We start from the raw sequence: 21,567 nt of genomic DNA, 5'->3' as shown, positions 1-21,567 counted from the left end.
GGCTTTTGAGAAGGGAAAAGTGGTTGAAAGACTCAGGAAACTCGGGATTTCACAAACTGGACGATGCGCTGCGCGGCTTCCACGCACTCTGCGGCTTCGGCCACCAGCGCCATGCGGATGCGCTGCGCGCCAGGGTTGCTGCCATGGGCCTCGCGGGCCAAGTAGCTTCCGGGCAAGACTGTCACATTGTAAAGAGCGAGCAGGTCGCGCGCGAAATCGGTGTCACTGCCCTCGACCTTGGCCCACAAATAAAAGCCCGCATCGGGCAGGGCCACGTCCATCACCTCGGCCAGCATGGGGGTCACCTGTGCAAACTTGTCGCGGTACTGCGCGCGGTTGTCCACCACGTGGGCCTCGTCATCCCAGGCGGCGGCGCTGGCGGTTTGCACCACCATGCTCATGGCGCTACCGTGGTAGGTGCGGTAGAGCAAAAACTGCTTGATGAGCTTGGCATCGCCCGCGCAAAAACCACTGCGCATGCCCGGCACATTGCTGCGCTTGGACAGGCTGGTGAAGGACACCAGGTTTTTAAAGTCGCTGCGGCCCAGCTTGGCAGCGGCTTCCAGGCCGCCCAGCGGCGGCTCATCGCGGAAATAGATCTCGCTGTAGCACTCGTCAGATGCAATCACAAAGCCGTATTGGTCGCTCAGCGCAAACAGTTTGGCCCATTCGGACAGCGGCATCACCGCGCCCGCGGGGTTGCCGGGGGAGCAGACATACAGCAGCTGGGTGCGTGCCCAGACGTCGGCCGGCACGCTGTCCCAATCCTGTGCAAAGTTGCGCGCCGGGTCAGAGGCTACAAAGTAAGGCTGCGCACCGCAGAGTAGGGCGGCGCCCTCGTAGATTTGGTAGAACGGGTTCGGGCACACCACCTGCACGGGGCCGCGCGCGTCGGCCTTCTCGGGGTTCACCACGGTCTGGGCAAAGGCAAACAGCGCTTCGCGCGAACCGTTGATGGGCAGCACTTGGGTGGCTGCGTCCAGCTGCAGGCCGTAGCGGCGCTCCAGCCAGCGCACCATGGCATTGCGCAGCTTGACGTCACCGGTGGTCGCCGGGTAGACCGACAGGCCGCCGTCCGCACTGCGGATGGCGTCGCAGTAGGCGTCTTTGATCAGGTCGGGGGTGGGGTGGCGGGGCTCGCCAATGCCCAAACTGATGGGGCGGTAGGCGGGGTTGGGGGTGATGGTGGAGAACAGCTGGCGCAGGCGTTCAAAGGGGTAGGCTTGCAGGCGCGACAAATTCGGGTTCATGGGGCGGCATTATCCCCTGAGTCCCCGGCGCATCCGGGCATAACGCGCCCCACGGCGCGTTAGCGTAGTGGCAGTTTTCAGGCTGTAACGTTTGCCCAGTGCTGCATAGCGGATACAGCACCTGCTACACAGTATCATCGGGGGCCATTCGTCAGTCACCGCTGACAAATTAATCCAATGAAATCAACTGCTTAGAGCAGATACCACCGATCCGTGCGCCTCAATTCCATCAAGTTATCCGGCTTCAAGTCCTTTGCGGAGCCCACCAACTTCCTGTTGCCGGGGCAACTGGTGGGCGTGGTGGGGCCCAACGGCTGCGGCAAATCCAACATCATGGATGCGGTGCGCTGGGTGCTGGGTGAGAGCAAGGCCAGCGAGTTGCGTGGCGAGTCCATGCAGGACGTGATCTTCAACGGCACCACCAGCCGCAAGCCGGCCAGCCGTGCCAGCGTGGAACTGGTGTTTGACAACGCCGACCACCGCGCCGGTGGCCAGTGGGGCCAGTTTGGTGAAATCGCGGTCAAGCGCGTGCTGACGCGCGATGGTGGGTCCAGCTACTTCATCAACAACCAGCCCGTGCGCCGCCGCGACGTGCAGGACGTGTTTCTGGGCACCGGCCTGGGGCCACGTGCCTACGCCATCATTGGCCAGGGCACGATTTCCCGCATCATCGAGTCCAAGCCCGAAGAACTGCGCCTGTTCCTCGAGGAAGCCGCGGGCGTTTCCAAATACAAAGAGCGCCGCCGCGAGACCGAAAACCGCTTGTCCGACACGCGGGAGAACCTGACCCGCGTGGAAGACATCCTGCGCGAGCTCAATGCCAACCTCGACAAGCTGGAGAAGCAAGCCGAGGTGGCGCAGAAGTACAACGCGCTGCAGGCCGAAGTCACGCAGAAGCAGCACCAGCAGTGGTTTTTGAAGCGCGCCGAGGCGCTGGCCGACCAGGCGAAGGTGCAATCCGAAGGCCTGGGCGCCGTCAACGCGCTGGAATCGCGCATGGCCGATCTGCGCCACATCGAAGCCGACCTGGAGACCGTGCGCCAGGCCCATTACGCGGCGGGTGACCAGGTGAACCAGGCCCAGGGCCTGCTGTACGAGGCCAGCACCGATGTGGGCCGCCTGGAAGCCGAAATCCGCTTCGTGGTGGAGGGCCGCCAGCGCGTGGAGCAGCGCCTGGTGACGCTGAAAGACCAGATCGCCGAATGGGCCGTGCGCCGCGATGATGCGCAGGCCGAGATTGAACGCCTGGCCGAATTGGCGGCCTTGGGCGAAGAACAAACCGAGCTGCTGGCCGCCCAGGTGGAAGAGCAGGCCATGCAGCTGCCCGACATGGAAGAGGCCGTGGCCAAAGCGCAGAGCGCGGCCAACGACCAGCGCGGCAGCGTAGTGCAGGTGCAGCAGCAGATCCAGGTGCTGGCCGCCGAGCAGCGCAGCATCGAAGAACAAAGCCGCCAGCTCAACACCCGCCGCGACCGCCTGATGACGGACCGCGACGCGCTGTCCGCACCCGACGAAGCCCGCCTGATCAGCCTGCAGGAGCAGCTGGAAGCCGCACAGGAAACGAACCAGATTGCCGAGGCCCGCTTGCACGAGCTGCAGGAGTCCGTGCCCCAACTGGACGAAGCCCGCCGCACCCAGCAGCAAACGGTGAACGACGAGTCGGCCAAGCAAGCGGACTTCTCGGCCCGGCTGGAGGCGCTGAAGGCCTTGCAAGAGAAGGTGAAGACCGACGGCAAGCTGCAACCCTGGCTGGCCAAGCATGGGCTGGACCACTTGCAGGGTCTGTCGACCCGCATCCACATCGAACAGGGCTGGGAAAACGCGCTGGAAGGCGCGTTGCGCGAACGCATGGGCGCGCTGGAAGTGTCGCGGCTGGACATGCTGCGTGCTTTTGCCGTGGATGCGCCGCCCGCCAAGCTCGCGTTTTACAGCCCCCCCTTGGCCGCTGCGCCTGAGCGCGCCAGCACCTTCCCCCGCTTGTCGGACCTGTTGCGCGTGAACGAAGCTGGCCAAAAGGCCGTGCTGACCGACTGGCTCCAAGGTTGCTACACCGCCAGCAACTTTGAGGATGCCCTGGCCCAGCGCGACAAGCTGCAAGCTGGTGAGAGCATTTATGTGAAGTCCGGCCACGTGGTGACCGCGCACGGTGTGAGCTTTTATGCCCAGGACAGCGAGCAGGCTGGCTTGCTGGCCCGCGCGCAGGAAATTGAGAACCTGGAAAAGCAGCTGCGCGCCCAGCAGCTGATCGCTGACGAATCCCGCGTGGCGCTGAGCCGCGCCGAGAGCGCCTACGCCGAGAGCGCCCAGCGCCTGGTGGGTGTGCGCCGCGAGGCTGCAGAAACCCAAAGCCGCGCGCACGAGCTGCAGGTGGAAACGCTGAGACTGTCCCAATTGCTGGAGCAAACCCGGGCTCGCAGCGCTCAGATTGAGGCCGATATGGCCGAGGTGGAGGCCCAGCTGGACGACCTTCAGGAACGCCGCGTGGAGGCCGAAGGCCGCTTCGAGTCGTTGGACATGCAGTTGGCCGACAGCCAGGAGCGCCACGCCCAGCTCGAAGAGCGCGTGATCGAAGGCCAGCGCAAGCTCGTGCAATGCCGCGAGCAGCAGCGGACGCTGGAGCGCCAGGCGCAAGAGGCCGTTTTTGCCCAGCGCAGCCTGCAAGCCCGCAACGCAGAACTCTCGCGTGCTATCGAAACTGCAGCACAGCAAACGCAGAATATTCTGTCCGAAGAGCAGCGCGCACAGGAAGAACTAACCCGCCTGACCGATGCCGCCGCCCAAGCTGGCCTGCAAAACGCGCTGGCCCTGAAGCTGGAGCGTGAACAGGCCCTGGGTGCCAAGCGCAGTGAATACGACGACCTGACCGCCAAGCTGCGCGCCAGCGATGAGCGCCGCATGCAGCTGGAGCGCGAGCTGGAGCCGCTGCGCCAACGCATCACCGAATTCCAACTGAAGGAGCAGGCCGCGCGCTTGGGCTTCGAGCAGTTTGAAGCCCAACTGGTGGATGCCCAAGCCGATCTGGAAGCCATTGAGCAGAGCATCAAGGATGGCAATGTGCGCCTGTTTGGCATGCAGGGGGACATCGACCGCCTGCACCGCGAGATTACGGCGCTGGGTGCCGTCAACCTGGCTGCGCTGGACGAACTGGCCGCGGCACGTGAGCGCAAGCAGTTCCTGGACATGCAGAACGTGGACCTGACCCAGGCCATGAACACGTTGGAGGACGCGATCCGCAAGATCGATGCCGAAACGCGGGAACTGCTGTCGGGCACCTTCGACCAAGTCAATATGCATTTTGGCCGCATGTTCCCCGAGCTGTTTGGTGGCGGCAATGCGCGCCTGGTGATTACCGGTGACGAGATTCTGGATTCGGGTGTGCAGGTGATTGCCCAGCCGCCCGGCAAGAAAAACCAGACCATCCACCTGCTGTCGGGTGGCGAGAAGGCGCTGACCGCGATTGCGCTGGTGTTTGCCATCTTCCAGCTGAACCCTGCACCGTTCTGTTTGCTGGACGAGGTGGACGCGCCGCTGGACGATGCCAACACCGAACGCTATGCCAAGCTGGTCTCCAGCATGAGCAAGGGCACGCAGTTTCTGTTCATCAGCCACAACAAGATCGCCATGGAAATGGCCGAGCAGCTGATCGGCGTGACCATGCAGGAGCAGGGCGTATCCCGTATCGTGGCCGTGGACATGGAGTCCGCCGTCACCCTGGCTGAACTGGCGTGAGTGCCAGCAACCCACACAAGACCTAACGATGAGCAACTTACAACTCGGACTGGCAATCGCAGGTGGCGTGGTGCTCGCCGGCGTGGTGGCGCACAGCGCCTGGACCTCGCGCCGCAACGCGCCGCGCCAGGCCCAGCCAGAGCCTGCGACCGACGACACATTGCCCACTACCGACCGCGAACCCACCCTGTCCGAGGGCGCGCTGGAAACGCCCGCGTTCACGCTGCCCCAGGCGCCGCGCCGCCCGGCGATGGACTCGCTGATCGACGTGATTGCCACGGTGGCGTTGGACCCTTCGGTCACCGCCGTGTCGGGCGAAGCCGCGTTGGCCGCCTTGCCCAGCACGCGCCGCGCCGGCACCAAGCCGTTCTCGGTAGAGGGCTACAACTTGGTCACGCTGGTATGGGAAGCGCCCGGCCTGGGCCAGCGCTACGGCGGTTTTCAGGCGGGCGTGCAATTGGCCAACCGCTCAGGCGCGCTCAATGAGATCGAATACTCCGAGTTCGTGGTGAAGACACAGGCTTTTGCCGATGCCATCAACGCAACCCCCGAATTTCCCGAAATGCTGGACGAGGTAGCGCGTGCGCGCGAGCTGGACCAGTTCGCCAGCGCGCACGACGCACAGCTGGGCTTCACCATCCGTGCGCGCAATGCGTCGTGGAGCCCCGGCTACATCCAGCAAAACGCGGCGCGCCTGGGCTTTGTGCCCGGCGTGATCCCCGGGCGCATGGTGCTGCCGTGCTCGGTGGACGGCCTGCCGCCGCTGCTGGTGTTGAGTTTTGATTCGCAAGCGGCGCTGGCCGAAGATCCAGCCCAATCTGCGATCCGCGACATCAGCCTGCACCTGGACGTGGCCCAGGTGGACCGTGCCGAGCAGCCGTTTGAACGCATGCGTGAAGCCGCCTCCGCCCTGGCCCATGCCATGGAGGGCGTGGTGACCGACGACAACGGCCAGCCGCTGGCTGCGCAGACCATGGACGTGATTGGCACCGAGCTGCAAACCCTGTACGACACGCTGGAGCAGCGTGACCTGGCCGCAGGATCGCCGCTGGCACGGCGTTTGTTCAGCTAACTTTTTTCTGGGTGGGTATGGCACCGCTGGACTTGTTTTCTTCCGAGCCGGCCACGCCGGACCTCACGCCCGAGTACGTGCGACTGCAGGCGCTGCGCGCGCAGTTGCACCACCATGCGCACCAGTACTACGTGCTGGACGCGCCCTCGATTCCCGATGCCGAATACGACCGCCTGTTCCAGGCGTTGCAGGCCACCGAGGCGGCGCACCCGGAGTGGGTGACACCCGATTCGCCCACCCAGCGTGTGGGCGGCAAGCCGCTGGACGCTTTTGCCACTGTGCGCCATATGGTGCCCATGCTGAGCATTCGCACCGAGACGGATACGGAGTCCACTGGCGCCCTGGCCTTTGACGCCCGCGTGCGCAAGGAGCTGGGCCTGGGTGAGGCCGATGCGCCCGTGGAGTACGTGGCCGAACTCAAGTTCGACGGCCTGGCCATGAGCCTGCGCTACGAACATGGCATGCTGGTGCAGGCCGCCACGCGCGGCGACGGTGAATACGGCGAAGACGTCACGCAGAACATCCGCACGATTGGCCAAATCCCCTTACGTCTTCCTAAGGGCGTGCCCGCCGTGCTGGAGGTCCGCGGCGAGGTGTACATGCGCCGCGATGACTTCGAGGCCATGAACGAGAAGCAGCGCGAGAAGGGGGAGAAGACCTTCGTGAACCCGCGCAACGCTGCCGCCGGCGCCGTGCGCCAGTTGGACCCCGGCATCGCGGCCCAGCGGCCCCTGAGCTTTTTTGCCTACGGCCTGGGTGAGGTGACAGCAGCGGAGCAGGGCGGGCCTGCGTTCGCCACCCATTACGCCATGCTGCAAACCCTCAAATCATGGGGATTTCCGGTTGCAGCCCTCGTGGATATTGCGCGAGGCGCTCCTGAATTAATAGCGTACCACCAACGTATCGGTGCGTCGCGTGACCAGTTGCCCTACGACATTGACGGTGTGGTCTACAAGGTCAACAGCCTGGCACTGCAACGCCAACTGGGCTTTGTGACGCGCGAACCACGCTGGGCCGTGGCGCACAAATACCCGGCGCAGGAGCAAATCACCAAGGTGCTGGGCATCGACGTGCAAGTGGGCCGCACCGGCAAGCTCACGCCTGTGGCGCGGCTCGACCCGGTGTTTGTGGGCGGCACCACAGTGTCGAACGCGACGCTGCACAACCTGTTTGAGCTGCGGCGCAAGCGGGTGCGCGTGGGGGACAGCGCCATCGTGCGCCGCGCGGGCGATGTGATTCCTGAAGTGGTGGGTGTTGTGAGCACCGGGCCACGCGCCAGCTATGTACCCAACTTCCGCATGCCCCGCACGTGTCCTATCTGCGGCAGTGATGTGGTGCGCGAAAAGACCGAGATGAACCACCGCTGTAGCGGCGGCCTGTTCTGCCCGGCCCAGCGCAAGCAGGCCATCCTGCACTACGCCCAGCGCCGTGCGGTGGAGGTGGAGGGCCTGGGCGAGAAGCTGGTGGACCAATTGGTGGAGAGCAACACCATCCGTACGCTGCCCGACCTCTACAAGCTGGGCCTGAGCACCCTGGCCGCACTGGACCGTATGGCTGAGAAGTCGGCGCAGAACATCGTTGCTGCGCTAGAAAAGTCCAAGCAAACCACGCTGCCACGGTTTCTGTTTGGCCTGGGTATTCGCCATGTGGGCGAGGCTACGGCCAAGGAACTGGTGCGCCACTTCGGCACCTTGGACGCCATCATGAGCGCCTCTGAAGAAGCCCTGACCGGTGTGAGCGATGTGGGGCCCATCGTTGCCAAAAGCCTGCACACCTTCTTTGCGCAGGAGTACAACCGCGAGGTGGTGGAACAGCTGCGCGCCTGCGGAGTGACGTGGACGGAGGGGGAACCCGCCGCGCAAGCGCCCAAGCCCCTGGCGGGCAAGACCTTTGTGCTGACCGGCACCTTCCCCACCCTGAGCCGTGACCAGGCCAAAGACCTGCTGGAAGCCGCCGGCGCCAAAGTGGCTGGTTCGGTCAGCAAAAAGACCAGCTACGTGGTCGCCGGGACGGAGGCGGGTAGCAAGCTGGACAAAGCGAATGAATTGGGTGTGCCCGTGCTGGACGAGGCCGCCATGCTGGAGATGCTGAAATGACAGTGCGCGATATTCTCAAAATGGGCGACCCACGCCTGCTGCGTGTGGCGCAACCGGTGGCTGAATTCGACACCGACGCGTTGCACCTGCTGATCACCGACATGCTGGACACCATGCGAGCTGTCAATGGCGCCGGCTTGGCTGCGCCGCAGATTGGGGTGGATCTGCAACTGGTCATCTTTGGCAGCAATGACCGCAACCCGCGCTATCCGGACCGGCCCACCGTGCCGCCCACAGTGCTCATCAATCCGGTGATCACCCCACTGGGCGAGGCCGAGGAAAGCGACTGGGAAGGCTGCCTGTCAGTACCCGGTCTGCGTGGCGTGGTGCCACGCTGGGCGCATATCCGCTACACGGGGTTTGACCAGTATGGCGACCCCATCGACCGCACGGTGGACGGCTTTCATGCGCGCGTGGTGCAGCACGAGTGCGACCACCTGATCGGCAAGCTCTACCCCATGCGGGTGCGGGACTTTGCCCAGTTTGGCTACACCGAGGTCCTGTTCCCCGGCATTGCGGCGACCGAGGACGACTGAGGGCCCCGGATGCACTACCAAAACCGTAGCTGCTCCCGCAGTGTCTACGCGGGTTAGGCCCCTATTTCGCTAGTCTTGCCTGCATCCCCTTATTTGCGTAAGGAGAGGGTGGCCCTGTCTGTACGACCGGGGTGTTTGGCGGTAAGCTGCTTTCAAAACAGCTGTCGTTGCATCGCCTCATGGTCAAAACCACGCGCCATCTTCTTGGGGGTTTGGGAATTGGTCCCCGGATCGTGGTGGCGTTCACCTTGGTGTTTGGGCTGATGGGCAGTGTGGGCCTGCTGCTCATGAAAAACAGCCTGTTGCCCACGTTCGATGGCATTGAGCGCCGCTTTGCACTGGACAGCGCCAAACGCGTGGTCAGCGGCTTTGACGAGCAAATGGCCGCCGTGAGTGCGCTGAACCACGACTGGGCCTTCTGGGACGAGCTGTACTTCCACCTGCTGCGCCCCGACAAGACGTTTGAGCGCAGCAATATCGGCAGCGCTGCCATGCTGACTTCCAACCTCAACGCCGTGCTGCTGCTGGACCGCCAGAACCAGATGGTGGGGTTTGGCGCCCGCGAACTCAGTGGCGGTGTGTTGCCTCGCGCACCAGACATGCTGGTGCCGCTGCTGCGCCGCTGGACCCACAAGCCACACAACCCCCAGGCCACGGAGTGCGGCCTGGCCTGGCTGCAGACCCGGCTGGCCGCTGTGTGTTGGACCCAGGTAGTGCACAGCGATGGCAGCGGCCCCAGTGCCGGCACGGTGGTGATGGCACGCGAGCTCGATGCCGCCACGCTGGCGGGCATCGCCCAAAATGCCGGGGCGGCCTTCACCCTGGACCCCACCGACGGCAGCGCCGAAGCTGCACCACAGGCACCGGCAGATGTTTGGAAACTCCCCGATTTCCATTTCTTGGCGCATGGCGACGTGGGGGTGCAGTACAGCCCCGCCACCATCACCCTGAAGTACCGACTGGAAGACCTGGAGGGCGACCCGCTGGCCTGGGTGCACATGCGCATGGAACGCAGCCTGATGGCGCAGGCGCAGCACGTGGTGACCGATGTGCTGTTCCAACTGGCGGCCGTGGCCCTGACCACCGGGCTGGTGCTGCTGCTGGCGGTGCACTGGTGGCTGGTGCGCCCGATTGCACGCCTGCATGCCGACGTGGTGGCGCTGAGCGCGTCGCGCCGCTGGGACAGCGTGCTGCGCTACGACCGCCCCGACGAGATTGGTGCACTCACACAGGGCGTGAACGAACTGCTAGGTGTGCTTCGCGCGCAGGTGGATGCGCTGGAAACCCTGTCCACCACTGACGCGCTCACTGGCATTGCCAACCGCAGGCTGTTTGACGAACGCATGAACCTGGAATTGGGGCGGCTGGCGCGGCGTGCGGCGCCGCTGTCACTGCTGTTGGTCGATGTGGACCACTTCAAGCTGTACAACGACCACTACGGCCACCCCAAAGGCGACGCAGTGCTCCAGCAGCTGGGCCGCTTGCTCCAGACCTGTGGTCGCCAACAGGATCTGGCCGCACGCCTCGGTGGTGAAGAGTTTGCCATGCTGCTGCCCGACACCGATGCCGCCGGGGCACGCGCACTGGCGGACAAAGTGATGGTGGCGTTAGAGGTACTGAACCTGGAGCATGTGCAGTCGCCTACCGCCACCACGCTGACCGTGAGCATTGGGGTGTCCACCTGGAACACCGTTCAGGGGGGTGGTGCGGCCGAGCTATTTGCCCAAGCGGACAAGGCGCTCTATGCCGCCAAGCACAGCGGACGCATGCGCACCTGTGTGTACGGCGCGCCCGACGTGCCTAGGCTTTGAGGGCGTCCAGGAGCTCGGTCTCGATCTCGATCTGCGCACGGTTGTGCTGCAGTTGCGGACCGTGAATCAGGAAGGTATCTTCCACCCGCTCGCCCAGCGTGGCCACCTTGGCCAGCTGCACTTCAATCTGGTGGCGCGCCAGCACGCGGGCCACGCTGTAGAGCAGACCCAGGCGGTCACTGGCCGAGATATTGAGCAGCCAGCGCTGTGCTTTTTCATCGGGCTTGAGCGACACGCGCGGCGCGATGGGGAAGCTCTTGACCCGGCGCGACACCCGGCCGCGGCTGGGGGCGGGGAGGGGGCCGGCCTCGGCAATGGCCTGCGCCAGGCCGCTCTCCAGCAGACTGGTCATCTCGCGGTAGTGCTCGTCCATGTCCGCGGTGGTCACGATCTGGAACGTGTCCAGCGCGTAGCCCTTGTTGGTGGTGTGGATGCGGGCATCCAGAATGCTGAAACCGCCTTGGTCAAAGTAGCCGCAGATGCGGGCAAACAGGTCGGTCTGGTCCTGCGTGTAGACCAGCACCTGCAGGCCCTCGCCCACGGGTGAGCGGCGCGCTCGCACGATGGGCAGTGCCGTTGCGACATGGCGCGACAGCTGCTTGGTGTGCCAGGCAATGTCGGCTGCGTCGTGGCGCATGAAATAGCTCACGTCCAGCGTGTCCCACAGCGGTTTGTGCGCCTCAAACGGCATGGCGTACAGCGCCACCATCACCAGGGCTTCGCGCTTGCGCAGTTCTACCTCGGCATCGGCATCCGGCGCGCGGCCGCCCAGGGCGCGGGCCGTGTACTTGTACAGGTCTTCCAGCAGCTTGCCCTTCCAGGCGTTCCACACCTTGGGACTGGTGCCGCGGATGTCGGCCACGGTCAGCAGGTACAGCGCGGTCAGGTAGCGCTCGTTGCCCACGCGCTTGGCAAAACCGGCAATGACCGCCGGGTCGGACAGGTCGGACTTCTGCGCAATGCGGCTCATGGTCAGGTGTTCGCCCACCAGGAATTCGATGAGTTGGGAATCCTCGGCCGCAATACCGTGCTGCTTGCAGAAGCGGCGTGCCTCCACAATGCCCAGCTCGGAATGGTCGCCACCACGGCCCTTGGCAATATCGTGGAACAGGGCGGCCACGTACAAAATCCAGGGCTTGTCCCAGCCAGAGGCCAGCTGCGAACAGAACGGGTACTCGTGCGCATGCTCCACCATAAAGAAGCGCCGCGCATTGCGCAGCACCATCAGGATGTGCTGGTCCACGGTGTACACATGGAACAGGTCGTGCTGCATCTGTCCCACGATCTTGCGGAACACCCAGAGGTAGCGGCCCAGCACCGAGGTCTGGTTCATGAGCCGCATGGCGTGGGTGATGCCTTCGGGCTGCTGCAGAATGCTCAGAAAGGCGGCGCGGTTCACCGGGTCGCTGCGGAACTTGGCATCCATCAGGTCGCGTGCGTTGTACAGCGCGCGCAGTGTGCGGGCCGACAGGCCCTTCACCCCCACGGTGGTCTGGTAGACCAGAAAGGTTTCCAGAATCGCGTGCGGGTTGCGGCGGTACAGGTCGTCGCTGACCACGTCGATCATGCCGGCCTTGTCGTTGAAATGGTCATTGATGCGCCGTGGCGCATGGGTGGAGGGGTTGAGCCGCTCCTCAATGTTCATCAACAAGATCTGGTTGAGCTGGGTCACCGCCTTGGCCGCCCAGTAGTAGCGCTTCATCAGCGCTTCGCTGGCGCGCACCATGTTGCGCCTGCTCGGGTCAGGTGCCAGGGTGATGTAGCCAAACGACTCGGCCACGGCCGTCTGCATATCAAAGATAAGGCGGTCTTCGCGGCGGTTGGCGATCAGGTGCAGGCGTGCGCGGATCAGCAGCAGCAGGGTCTCATTGCGCTGGATTTGTTTGACCTCAAAGTCAGTCGCCAGGCCGCTTGCGGCCAGGGCTTGCCAGTCGTCACCGTAGCCTGCAGCCTTGGCCACCCACAAGATCACCTGCAGGTCGCGCAGACCGCCGGGCGACTCCTTGCAGTTGGGTTCCAGTGAGTACGGCGTGTCTTCAAACTTGGTGTGGCGCTGGCGCATCTCCAGCGTCTTGGCCACAAAGAACGCCTTGGGGTCCATGGCCGCAAAAAAGGCCTGCTGGAATTGCGCCACCAGCACCTGGTTACCCGTGATCAGGCGGCACTCCAACAGCGCGGTTTGCACCGTCACATCCTTGTCGGCCTCGGCCAGGCAGTCGCCCAGGGTGCGCACGCTGGAGCCAATTTCGAGGCCCACGTCCCAGCAACTGCCAATGAAGGCTTCAATCTTCTGCTGCAAGGCCGGATCAAATTCGGGCGACTGGCCATCGGGCAGCAGCACCAGCACGTCCACGTCTGAATGCGGGAACAGCTCGCCGCGGCCAAAACCGCCCACGGCCAGCAGCGCATAGGGCTCGCCCAGACCGGCGTGCTGCCATAGGCGCACCAGCACGCTGTCGGTGAGCTGGGCCATGCGCTGCAGCACCTTGCGCACGGCGCGGCCGGTGGACTGGGGGGTTGCAATGGTTTGCAACAACTGCGCTTTGTGCGCGCGGTACTCGGCGCGCAGGGCCTGCAGTTCAATCATGGGTGCGTGGGAGGTTGAAAAACTCAGGCCGCCACAAAGGCCGGTGTGGCCGGGCTGCCGCTTGAGAGCGTCAGCACCTCGTAACCGGTGGGCGTCACCAGCACGGTGTGCTCCCACTGGGCAGAGAGCGAACGGTCTTTGGTCACGATGGTCCAGCCGTCTTTTTCGGGGCCGTCCTTGATGTCCTTGCCACCGGCGTTGATCATGGGCTCGATGGTGAAGGTCATGCCCTCGACCAGCTTCTCCAGCGTGCCGGGGCGACCGTAGTGCAGCACCTGCGGCTCTTCGTGGAAGATGCGGCCGATGCCGTGGCCGCAGAACTCGCGCACCACGCTAAAGCCCTGGCCTTCGGCAAATTTCTGGATCGCATGGCCAATATCGCCCAGATGGATGCCTGGCTTGACCATCTTGATGCCGTGCCACATGGCGTCGTAGGTGATGGCGCACAGGCGCTTGGCCGCAATCGAGACCTCCCCCACCATGAACATGCGGCTGGTGTCGCCATGCCAGCCGTCCTTAATGACGGTGACGTCGATGTTGACGATGTCACCCTTCTTGAGCTGCTTGTCGTTGGGGATGCCGTGGCAGACCTGGTGGTTGACCGAGGTGCAGATGGACTTGGGGTAGGGGATGTTGCCGCCGCCGGTGTAGTTCAGCGGGGCGGGGATGCCGCCTTGCACCTGGGTGATGTAGTCGTACGCCAGTTTGTCGAGCGCGTTGGTGGTGACGCCGGGCTGGACGAAGGGGGTGAGGTAGTCCAGAACTTCGGAGGCCAGCTTGCCCGCCACGCGCATGCCTGCGACGCCGTCAGCGTCTTTGTAGGTGATAGTCATGGGACTAGATTATCCCAGACACCATGCAGACGCGCTGGTGGCCTCAGCTGCCCAGCGGGGCGGGCATGGTCAAGGGGGTTTTGCGGCGCGGCACCAGGCCGTCGTCCAGCAGGCGCTCCATGCGTTCAAACACCTCCATGCGGGAAAACGGCTTCTTCATGAAGTCGTCGGCCCCAATGGCGCTGCCAAAAAATTGCTCAGTGGCCTGCTCGTTGCCGCTGATCATGATGACCGGGATATTGCGCGTCAGCGGGTTGCGGCGCAGCACGCGCAGGGCCGAAAAGCCATTCATCTTGGGCAGCACGATGTCCAGAAAAATCAGGTCGGGCGGGTCGGCCAGCACCATTTCCAGGCCCACCTCGGCGCTGGCGGCTACGCGCACGTCCAGACCGATGGATTGCAGGATCTTGCGCAGCGCGGCACATACCGTGGCCGAGTCGTCCACCACCACGATGCGCAGGTCGGGCCGGGCGTTGAGCCGGGGGCGCAGACGGCGCTCGGGCAACTGGCCTGTGGGGTCCACGATGGGCAAAGGCTCGGCCGCGGCACCGGGTGCATTGAAAATACTGCGGAATTTGGAAAAAATCGCCACCAACGAAGCTCCATTTTGGTCATCAGGCCCCATGGCCCATAGCAAATTGTGCGCCTAGTCGCCCCCACCGACGGGCAAAGGGGCCGCCGCACAGCCAGTTAAAATCGCCGCTCACCCATCCCGCCCCTCATCCGAATCCACACTGTGACCCTGCACATCACTTCTTTCGAAGGCGGCAACGCCCTGAGCAACTTCCGCGTTCAACAGCTTTTGCCGCTTCTGCAGGGCGTGCATGACAAGATTTCGGGCATTTCTGCCCGATTTGTACATCTGGTGGCCACAGAAACTCCGCTGGATGCGACCCTGGCCACCAAGTTGGCCGCCTTGCTGACCTATGGCGACCCCTACGCCGGTCCGGTGGACGGCGCGAGCATCGTGGTCAGCCCCCGTTTTGGCACCGTGAGCCCCTGGGCTTCCAAGGCGACCGACATTGCGCACAACTGCGGCTTTGCCGTCAAACGCATTGAGCGCTTGGTCGAATACCGCCTCACGCTGAAAAACGGCCTGATCTCCAAGACGGCCCTGACACCCGAAGAGTTGCAAAAAGTCGCCGCGCTCCTCCACGACCGCATGACCGAAAGCGCCATGCTGGACCGCGCCCAGGCGCAGGAGCTGTTCAACGCCTTGCAGCCCGCGCCCATGGACCATGTGGACGTGTTGGGCGGGGGCAAGGACGCGCTGGTCAAGGCCAACACCCAGTTCGGCCTGGCCCTGGCGGCCGACGAGATCGACTACCTGGTCAACGCCTTCACCACGCTGGGCCGCAACCCCACCGACGTGGAACTGATGATGTTCGCGCAGGCCAATAGCGAGCACTGCCGCCACAAGATTTTCAACGCCCAGTTCACGATCGACGGCGTGGCGCAGGACAAGAGCATGTTCGGCATGATCCGCAACACGCACCAGTTGGCCCCCCAGTACATGCTGGTGGCGTATTCCGACAATGCCTCCGTCATGGAGGGTGTGCAGGTCGAGCGTTTTGTAGCCAAATCCGCCTCTAGCCCTCGTGAAATATGCGCGCCCAGCTATGAAAAGCGTAGCGAGACCAACCACATTCTGATGAAGGTGGAGACCCACAACCACCCGACAGCGATCTCCCCATTCCCCGGGGCCTCCACCGGCGCGGGCGGTGAAATCCGAGACGAAGGTGCGACCGGCCGGGGCTCCAAGCCCAAGGCGGGCCTGACCGGCTTTACCGTCTCCAAGCTCTGGGGCAGCACGATAGGCAAGCCTGAGCACATCGCCAGCCCGCTGCAGATCATGGTCGAAGGCCCCTTGGGCGGCGCGGCGTTCAACAATGAATTTGGTCGCCCCAATTTGCTGGGCTACTTCCGCGAATACGAGCAGACCGTGACCAGCGATGTGGACACCGTGGCACGCGGTTACCACAAGCCCATCATGATCGCGGGCGGCCTGGGCATCATCGACGCAGGCCAGACACACAAGATCGAATTCCCCGCCGGAAGCTTGCTGATCCAGTTGGGCGGCCCCGGCATGCGCATCGGCATGGGCGGCAGCGCGGCCAGCTCCATGGCCACGGGTGCGAATGCGGCCGAGCTGGACTTCGACTCCGTGCAGCGCGGCAACCCCGAGATCGAGCGCCGTGCGCAAGAGGTGATCAACCAGTGCTGGATGCAGGGTGACAAGAATCCGATTCTGGCGATCCACGATGTGGGCGCGGGGGGCTTGAGTAACGCCTTCCCCGAACTGACGAATGACGCGGGCCGCGGTGCCCGCTTTGATTTGCGCGCCGTGAAGCTCGAAGAGTCCGGCATGGCACCCAAGGAAATCTGGTGCAACGAAAGCCAGGAGCGCTATGTGATGGCGATTGCGCCCGAGTCGCTAGAGCAATTCAAAGCGCTGTGCCAGCGCGAGCGCTGCCCGTTTGCCGTGATTGGCGTGGCGACGGAAGAGCGCCAACTGCAACTGGTGGATGAAGGCGCCGAGTCGCCCGTCGATATGCCCATGAACGTGTTGCTGGGCAAGCCGCCCAAGATGCACCGCGACGTCAAAACCGTGGCGCGTATGTTCAAGCCGCTGGACCTGACCGGTGTGGACTTGCAAAAAGCCGTCATCGACGTGCTGGCGCATCCCACCGTGGCGTCCAAACGCTTCCTGATCACGATTGGTGACCGCACCGTCGGTGGCCTGACACACCGCGACCAGATGGTTGGCCCCTGGCAAGTGCCGGTGGCCGATTGCGCCGTCACGCTGGCCGACTTCAAGGGCTTTGCGGGTGAAGCCATGTCCATGGGCGAGCGCACGCCGCTGGCTGCACTCAATGCCCCCGCATCCGGCCGTATGGCCGTGGCCGAGGCGATCACCAATCTGCTGGCCGCGCCGATTGAGCTGCCGCGCGTCAAGCTGTCGGCCAACTGGATGGCGGCTTGCGGCGAAGCCGGCGAAGACGCGGCGCTGTACGCCACCGTCAAGGCTGTGGGCATGGAGCTGTGCCCAGCCCTGGGCATTTCCATTCCCGTGGGCAAGGACTCGTTGTCCATGCGCACGCAGTGGAAGGACGAGGGCGCGGACAAGAAAGTCACGTCCCCCGTGTCCCTGATCGTGAGCGGCTTCGCCACGCTGCAGGACGTGCGCGGCACGCTGACACCGCAATTGAACGCCACCGATGACACCACCCTGGTTTTGATCGACTTGGGCAAGGGCCAGCACCGCATGGCCGCTAGCATCCTGGCGCAAACGCTGGAGCAGACTGGCGACACCGTGCCCGACCTGGATGACGCGAAAGACCTGATCAACCTGGTCAACGCCGTGAATGCTTTGCGCGCCAAGGGCCAAGTGCTGGCATACCACGACCGCGGCGACGGCGGCCTGCTGGCGACCGTGGCCGAGATGGCCTTTGCCGGCCGCGTCGGCGTGGCGCTCAATGTGGACATGCTGGTCACCGAGGGCGACGGCATTTCCGACAGCCGCATGGACGTGGGCGACAGCAAAAATTGGGCAGGGCAGGTGGGTGCCCGCCGTGAGGAGCTCACGCTCAAGGCGCTGTTCAATGAAGAGCTGGGCGTGGTGTTGCAGGTGCGCACCGCAGAGCGCTCAGACGTCATGGCGACGCTGCGCGAACACGGCCTGTCCAAGTTCAGCCATTTCATTGGCAAGACACGCCCCGCCACCGACGCGATTGCCGCCGGCAAGGGCGAGCTGCAGATCTGGCGCGACGCCAAGAGCATCTTCAGCGCCACGCTGGCCAATCTGCACCAGGTGTGGGACGCCGTGAGTTGGAAGATTGCCCAGCAGCGCGACAACCCCGTGTGTGCTGATGCCGAGCACGCCGCAGCAGGTGCCGAGAACGACCCCGGCCTGCACATTTACCTGCCAAACAGTGTGCTAGCCCTCGTGGAATCTGCGCAAGCAGCTCCTAAAAACGTAGCACCTGCCATCCTGAGCAGCCGCCCCAAGGTGGCCGTGCTGCGCGAGCAGGGCGTCAACTCGCATGTGGAAATGGCCTACACTTTCACCGAAGCCGGCTTTGAGGCCTATGACGTGCACATGACGGACCTGCAGACCGGCCGGGCCAAGCTGGCTGACTTCAAGGGTGTCGTGGCCTGCGGCGGCTTCAGCTATGGCGACACGCTGGGTGCCGGCATTGGCTGGGCACGCAGCATCACGTTCAACGACGTGCTATCCGACCAGTTCAAGGCCTTCTTTGCCCGCCAAGACACCTTTGGTCTGGGCGTGTGCAACGGCTGCCAGATGTTTGCCGAGCTGGCCGACATCATCCCAGGCGCGCAAGACTGGCCGCGCTTCACTACCAACCAGAGCGAGCGCTTTGAGGCCCGCCTCTCGCTGGTGGAAGTGCTGGAGTCGCCCAGCTTGTTTTTCAAGGACCTGGCCGGCATGCGCCTGCCGATCGCCGTGGCCCACGGCGAAGGCTTTGCCAACTTCAAGTACCGCGGCAACGCCGACAAGGCCATTGCGGCGATGCGCTACGTGGACAACAGCGGCGCGGCCACCGAGGCCTACCCGTTTAACCCCAACGGCAGCCCCGGCGGGCTGACCGCGGTGACTACGGCCGACGGCCGCTTCACCGCCATGATGCCCCACCCCGAGCGTGTGTTCCGCAATGTGCAGATGAGCTGGACCAACCTGGACCAGAACGCCCACAGCCCGTGGATGCAGCTCTGGCACAACGCGCGCAAGTGGGTGAGCTAAGCGCGTAGCAGCGTGCGGCTCTCCCGCTTGTTTCAGCCGCGCAAGCCAGCCTTTTGGCTGATGCTGGGGCTGAACCTGCTCTCCAGCGTACTGGCTTGGGTGGCACAGACCCAGCCACTGAGCGCGCTGGGGCAGACGCTGGTGGCCGTATTTGCCATTGGCAACGGCCTGCTGGGCCTGCGGTTGGCGTGGCGGCTGGTCACTGCGCGCGACTAGCATATTTTTTGCGCCTTGGCTTGGCGCGGCGGAATGTGGGGAGCCGGCTCCGTGAATTGGCGCCCGCTCCCTTGCCTTTTGGCGAAGCCGCCCAAAATACTTGCCATAGCAACTATTTTGAGGTTTCCCCCATGTCCGACTTGATCAACAAACTGCAATGGCGCTACGCCACCAAGAAGTTCAACCCCGCCAAAGTGGTGCCCCAAGAGAAGGTGGACCGCATTTTGGAAGCCGTGCGCCTGACCGCCACCTCCAGCGGCCTGCAGCCCTACGAAGTGTTTGTGGTGACCAGCAAAGAGGTGCGTGAGCGCATCAAGCCCATCGCCTGGAACCAGGAACAAGTGACGGACAGCTCGCACCTGCTGGTTTTCGCCGCCTGGGACAACTACACCGCTGACCGCATCAACGCCATGTTTGACCTGGTGAACGCCGAGCGTGGCATCAAGAACGAAGGCTGGGAAAACTACCGCCAGATGCTCCTGGGCACTTACCCCCAGCGCGATGCCGAAGTGAACTACCAACACGCTGCGCGCCAAGCCTACATTGGCCTGGGCACCGCCCTGATTGCAGCGGCCGAAGAGCAGGTAGACGCCACACCCATGGAAGGTTTCGACCCCAAGGCCCTGGACGACATCCTGGGCCTGAAAGAACGTGGCCTGCGCAGCGTGGCGATCTTGCCCCTGGGCTACCGCGCCGAAGAAGGCGACTGGCTGGTGAACCTGAAAAAGGTACGCCGCCCCCGCGAACAGTTCATCACCGAAGTGGCCTGAGGCGCCGCGGAGTTCTGACCCCAAAGGGCTGGTATTTACCAGCCCTTTTTTCTTGCGCGCCGCCCTGGGGCCTGCGGTGACTTAGTCAACTTTTTCACCTTTTCAAGGGATAAATTCTTTCCAGAAACAGTTTGTTGCAATTCACGCGTGCGGCTCTCCGGGCCGCTGTGGGGCGCTGGCTAAGCTTGCGCGCGGCATGAGACACCAGCTCGGGGTCTGCCAATTTTTATCCGAAGCGTAAGGGAGAACATGATGACAAAAACAGCCGGCCAATGGGCCTTGGTATGGGCGATGGGCGCGAGTCTGGTGGGCGCGGCCCATGCGGCCGAGCCCGATGTGGGTGGCATTCGCCTGGGCATGGATGCGCAGGAAGCGCTGAACATTGCCAACACCGATATGCAAAACAAGGTGTATGTGAGCGCCGCCAAAATGACGCTGCGGCTGACCATTGATGGCAAAACCGGTTCGTTCGACAACTACACCTTCAATCCCAAGTTCAACAACACAAGCAAAAACCTGAATTTCAGTATTTCGCCGCTGACCAACAAGGTCTGGGCGATTACCAAGAATGAATACCCCGCGGGTGACCGTCCGGCGTTGAAGGCCATTGCGGATGCCGCGGCCAAGTACGGCAAGCAGGACCCGGCCAGCATCAAGGTTACCGGGTACAGCCAGCACTGGATGTACGACAAGGGCGGCAAAGAAATTGAATGGGTCAATGTCTACGACAAGCCCCGCAATGGCAACTGCTTTGAATCGCTGAAGGACTACTTCGTCAGTGGCAACGGTGGCTTGACCGGTTATCTGTACTACCCCGTAGGTCCCACGCCCGCTTGCACCACGATCTACAGCGTGTCCGCGAAGTCCAGCAAACAAGATGGTCTGGCGGACCAGTTTTCATCCTTTGCCATGGACGTGAGCGCGTTTGCGGATTGGTACAAGGTGCTGGACACCCAGCGCAACAAGGCGCTGGAAGACGAAAAAAGCCGCGCAGCTAAACCCGCACTCTGAGGAGCCCACACCATGTTCTTTTTTTCCAGATTGCGGTTGTCCGCGCTGGGCCTGATGGTCGCTCTGCTCACTGCCTTCCCCGCCCAGGCGGACATCAAAAGCGTGAGCGCAGAAGTGGCCAAGCTCTACAGCAATGGCCGCGTCAGCGAGACCATCTTCCAGGACCTGTACCGCATTGACTTCGGCCCCAACTCGGCCCCGTATTACGTGAGCGAGTCCGTGAGCTTGATTCTGCAAACAGACGGGACCCAGATCACCCAGTGGACCCAGCCGGTCAACAAACCCACCCCGATCAGCGATGAGGAGAAAAGTGGCGTGCTCAACGCCATCCTCCACAACATCCGCTTTGACAAGCTGATCCAGCTCAAGCGGGGCAAGGGCACGAACCGTATCCTGCTGCTGTCTGCGTACGACTGCCCGTTCTGTATCAAACTGGAGCGCATGCTGGAGAGCGCGGGGGACAAGGTGGACGCCACTTTCTACATCGTTCCCGCCACGCTGAACCCCAGCGACAAGGCCCGTCAGGACAAGGTGCACAACATCTGGTGCGCGAATGACAATGCCGAGACGTGGCACCAAGGCTTGGTCACGGCAAGCCAACAATATCCGGCAGGCAATACCAGCCCCGGTTGCACCTGGGGTGACCTGGACCGGCGGGACATGGCCATCCTGCTGCGTAGCCTGGGAACGAAGCAGATTGGTTATCCCTTCATGGTGCCGGACAACGGGCAGCCCATGGTGGCCGCGCAGGATCTACCCGTATTTCTCGAGCAGATCAAGACTGGGGCAGAAAAGCAGTTTTGGGCCCCCAAGTACCGCGCGGTCTTCCCCGTGGCGGAGTACGCGCAGTTCCGTGCCGACAAGGCGGGGCCGCGCGGCTGGTACAAGTAGCCA

14 protein-coding genes are annotated in these 21,567 nt (G+C 63.5%); 10 read left to right on the top strand and 4 right to left on the bottom strand.

Annotation, left to right across the window (positions count from 1 at the left end; all coding sequences use genetic code 11):
* Window positions 1–32: 32 nt before the first annotated feature.
* On the bottom strand, window positions 33–1,250 hold the full coding sequence (gene dapC, locus AC097R_RS12585; RefSeq protein WP_479598498.1) for a succinyldiaminopimelate transaminase: 1,218 nt from the start codon (window positions 1,248–1,250) through the stop codon (window positions 33–35).
* Window positions 1,251–1,463: 213 nt separating this feature from the next.
* On the opposite strand from dapC, the gene smc reads away from it, so the two are divergent.
* The 5 genes from smc to AC097R_RS12560 all read left to right on the top strand — a co-directional run bounded on the left by smc (window position 1,464) and on the right by AC097R_RS12560 (window position 10,494).
* Complete coding sequence (gene smc / locus AC097R_RS12580) at window positions 1,464–4,979, top strand: chromosome segregation protein SMC (protein ID WP_479598497.1); 3,516 nt, start codon at window positions 1,464–1,466, stop codon at window positions 4,977–4,979.
* A 28-nt stretch (window positions 4,980–5,007) separates the two neighbouring features.
* Window positions 5,008–6,051 (top strand): cell division protein ZipA C-terminal FtsZ-binding domain-containing protein, encoded by a 1,044-nt coding sequence (locus AC097R_RS12575; RefSeq protein ID WP_479598496.1) that lies wholly within the window; start codon window positions 5,008–5,010, stop codon window positions 6,049–6,051.
* Window positions 6,052–6,068: 17 nt separating this feature from the next.
* Window positions 6,069–8,147, top strand: coding sequence for an NAD-dependent DNA ligase LigA (gene ligA, locus AC097R_RS12570; RefSeq protein ID WP_479598495.1), 2,079 nt, complete (start codon window positions 6,069–6,071; stop codon window positions 8,145–8,147).
* Window positions 8,144–8,683, top strand: coding sequence for a peptide deformylase (def, locus tag AC097R_RS12565; RefSeq protein ID WP_479598494.1), 540 nt, complete (start codon window positions 8,144–8,146; stop codon window positions 8,681–8,683). The genes ligA and def overlap by 4 nt, the downstream gene beginning before the upstream one ends.
* A gap of 212 nt (window positions 8,684–8,895) precedes the next feature.
* A complete protein-coding gene (locus AC097R_RS12560) occupies window positions 8,896–10,494 on the top strand; it encodes a sensor domain-containing diguanylate cyclase (protein WP_479598493.1) in 1,599 nt (532 codons plus the stop codon).
* Here AC097R_RS12560 and AC097R_RS12555 read toward each other — a convergent pair.
* Genes AC097R_RS12555 through AC097R_RS12545 form a run of 3 tightly spaced genes read right to left on the bottom strand, consistent with a single transcriptional unit; the run spans window position 10,484 to window position 14,506 of the window.
* A complete protein-coding gene (locus AC097R_RS12555) occupies window positions 10,484–13,081 on the bottom strand; it encodes a [protein-PII] uridylyltransferase (RefSeq protein ID WP_479598492.1) in 2,598 nt (865 codons plus the stop codon). The two genes, AC097R_RS12560 and AC097R_RS12555, sit on opposite strands and share 11 nt — an antisense overlap.
* 23 nt (window positions 13,082–13,104) lie before the next feature.
* Entirely contained in the window at window positions 13,105–13,914 is an 810-nt protein-coding gene (map, locus tag AC097R_RS12550) for a type I methionyl aminopeptidase (RefSeq protein WP_479598491.1), read from the bottom strand.
* A 43-nt stretch (window positions 13,915–13,957) separates the two neighbouring features.
* Window positions 13,958–14,506 carry a response regulator gene (locus AC097R_RS12545; protein WP_479598490.1) on the bottom strand — a complete coding sequence of 183 codons (549 nt, stop codon included), beginning with the start codon at window positions 14,504–14,506 and terminating at the stop codon, window positions 13,958–13,960.
* A 144-nt stretch (window positions 14,507–14,650) separates the two neighbouring features.
* On the opposite strand from AC097R_RS12545, the gene purL reads away from it, so the two are divergent.
* The 5 genes from purL to AC097R_RS12520 all read left to right on the top strand — a co-directional run bounded on the left by purL (window position 14,651) and on the right by AC097R_RS12520 (window position 21,564).
* The gene (gene purL / locus AC097R_RS12540) at window positions 14,651–18,676 is read left to right on the top strand and encodes a phosphoribosylformylglycinamidine synthase (protein WP_479598489.1); all 4,026 of its coding nucleotides are present in this window, start codon (window positions 14,651–14,653) and stop codon (window positions 18,674–18,676) included.
* Window positions 18,677–18,688: 12 nt separating this feature from the next.
* A complete protein-coding gene (locus tag AC097R_RS12535) occupies window positions 18,689–18,892 on the top strand; it encodes a hypothetical protein (RefSeq protein ID WP_479598488.1) in 204 nt (67 codons plus the stop codon).
* A gap of 131 nt (window positions 18,893–19,023) precedes the next feature.
* Window positions 19,024–19,662, top strand: a complete 639-nt coding sequence (locus tag AC097R_RS12530; protein WP_479598487.1) for a nitroreductase family protein — start codon at window positions 19,024–19,026, stop codon at window positions 19,660–19,662.
* Window positions 19,663–19,914: 252 nt separating this feature from the next.
* Window positions 19,915–20,673, top strand: coding sequence for a hypothetical protein (locus tag AC097R_RS12525; protein WP_479598486.1), 759 nt, complete (start codon window positions 19,915–19,917; stop codon window positions 20,671–20,673).
* Window positions 20,674–20,685: 12 nt separating this feature from the next.
* Window positions 20,686–21,564 (top strand): thioredoxin domain-containing protein, encoded by an 879-nt coding sequence (locus AC097R_RS12520; protein ID WP_479598485.1) that lies wholly within the window; start codon window positions 20,686–20,688, stop codon window positions 21,562–21,564.
* The last annotated feature ends 3 nt before the right edge of the window (window positions 21,565–21,567 follow it).

The organism is Rhodoferax sp. ZS1R25, from assembly GCF_056521335.1.
The sequence above is the reverse complement of the archived record's forward strand: the minus strand, read 5'-3'. Positions and strand labels throughout refer to the sequence as shown.

Bases quoted from the DNA above. Each gene is read 5' to 3' on its own strand.
- dapC (WP_479598498.1), bottom strand. From the start codon at position 1,250: ATGAACCCGAATTTGTCGCGCCTGCAAGCCTACCCCTTTGAACGCCTG.
- def (WP_479598494.1), top strand. From the start codon at position 8,144: ATGACAGTGCGCGATATTCTCAAAATGGGCGACCCACGCCTGCTGCGT.
- ligA (WP_479598495.1), top strand. From the start codon at position 6,069: ATGGCACCGCTGGACTTGTTTTCTTCCGAGCCGGCCACGCCGGACCTC.
- AC097R_RS12530 (WP_479598487.1), top strand. From the start codon at position 19,024: ATGTCCGACTTGATCAACAAACTGCAATGGCGCTACGCCACCAAGAAG.
- map (WP_479598491.1), bottom strand. From the start codon at position 13,914: ATGACTATCACCTACAAAGACGCTGACGGCGTCGCAGGCATGCGCGTG.
- AC097R_RS12575 (WP_479598496.1), top strand. From the start codon at position 5,008: ATGAGCAACTTACAACTCGGACTGGCAATCGCAGGTGGCGTGGTGCTC.
- AC097R_RS12555 (WP_479598492.1), bottom strand. From the start codon at position 13,081: ATGATTGAACTGCAGGCCCTGCGCGCCGAGTACCGCGCGCACAAAGCG.
- AC097R_RS12525 (WP_479598486.1), top strand. From the start codon at position 19,915: ATGACAAAAACAGCCGGCCAATGGGCCTTGGTATGGGCGATGGGCGCG.
- AC097R_RS12520 (WP_479598485.1), top strand. From the start codon at position 20,686: ATGTTCTTTTTTTCCAGATTGCGGTTGTCCGCGCTGGGCCTGATGGTC.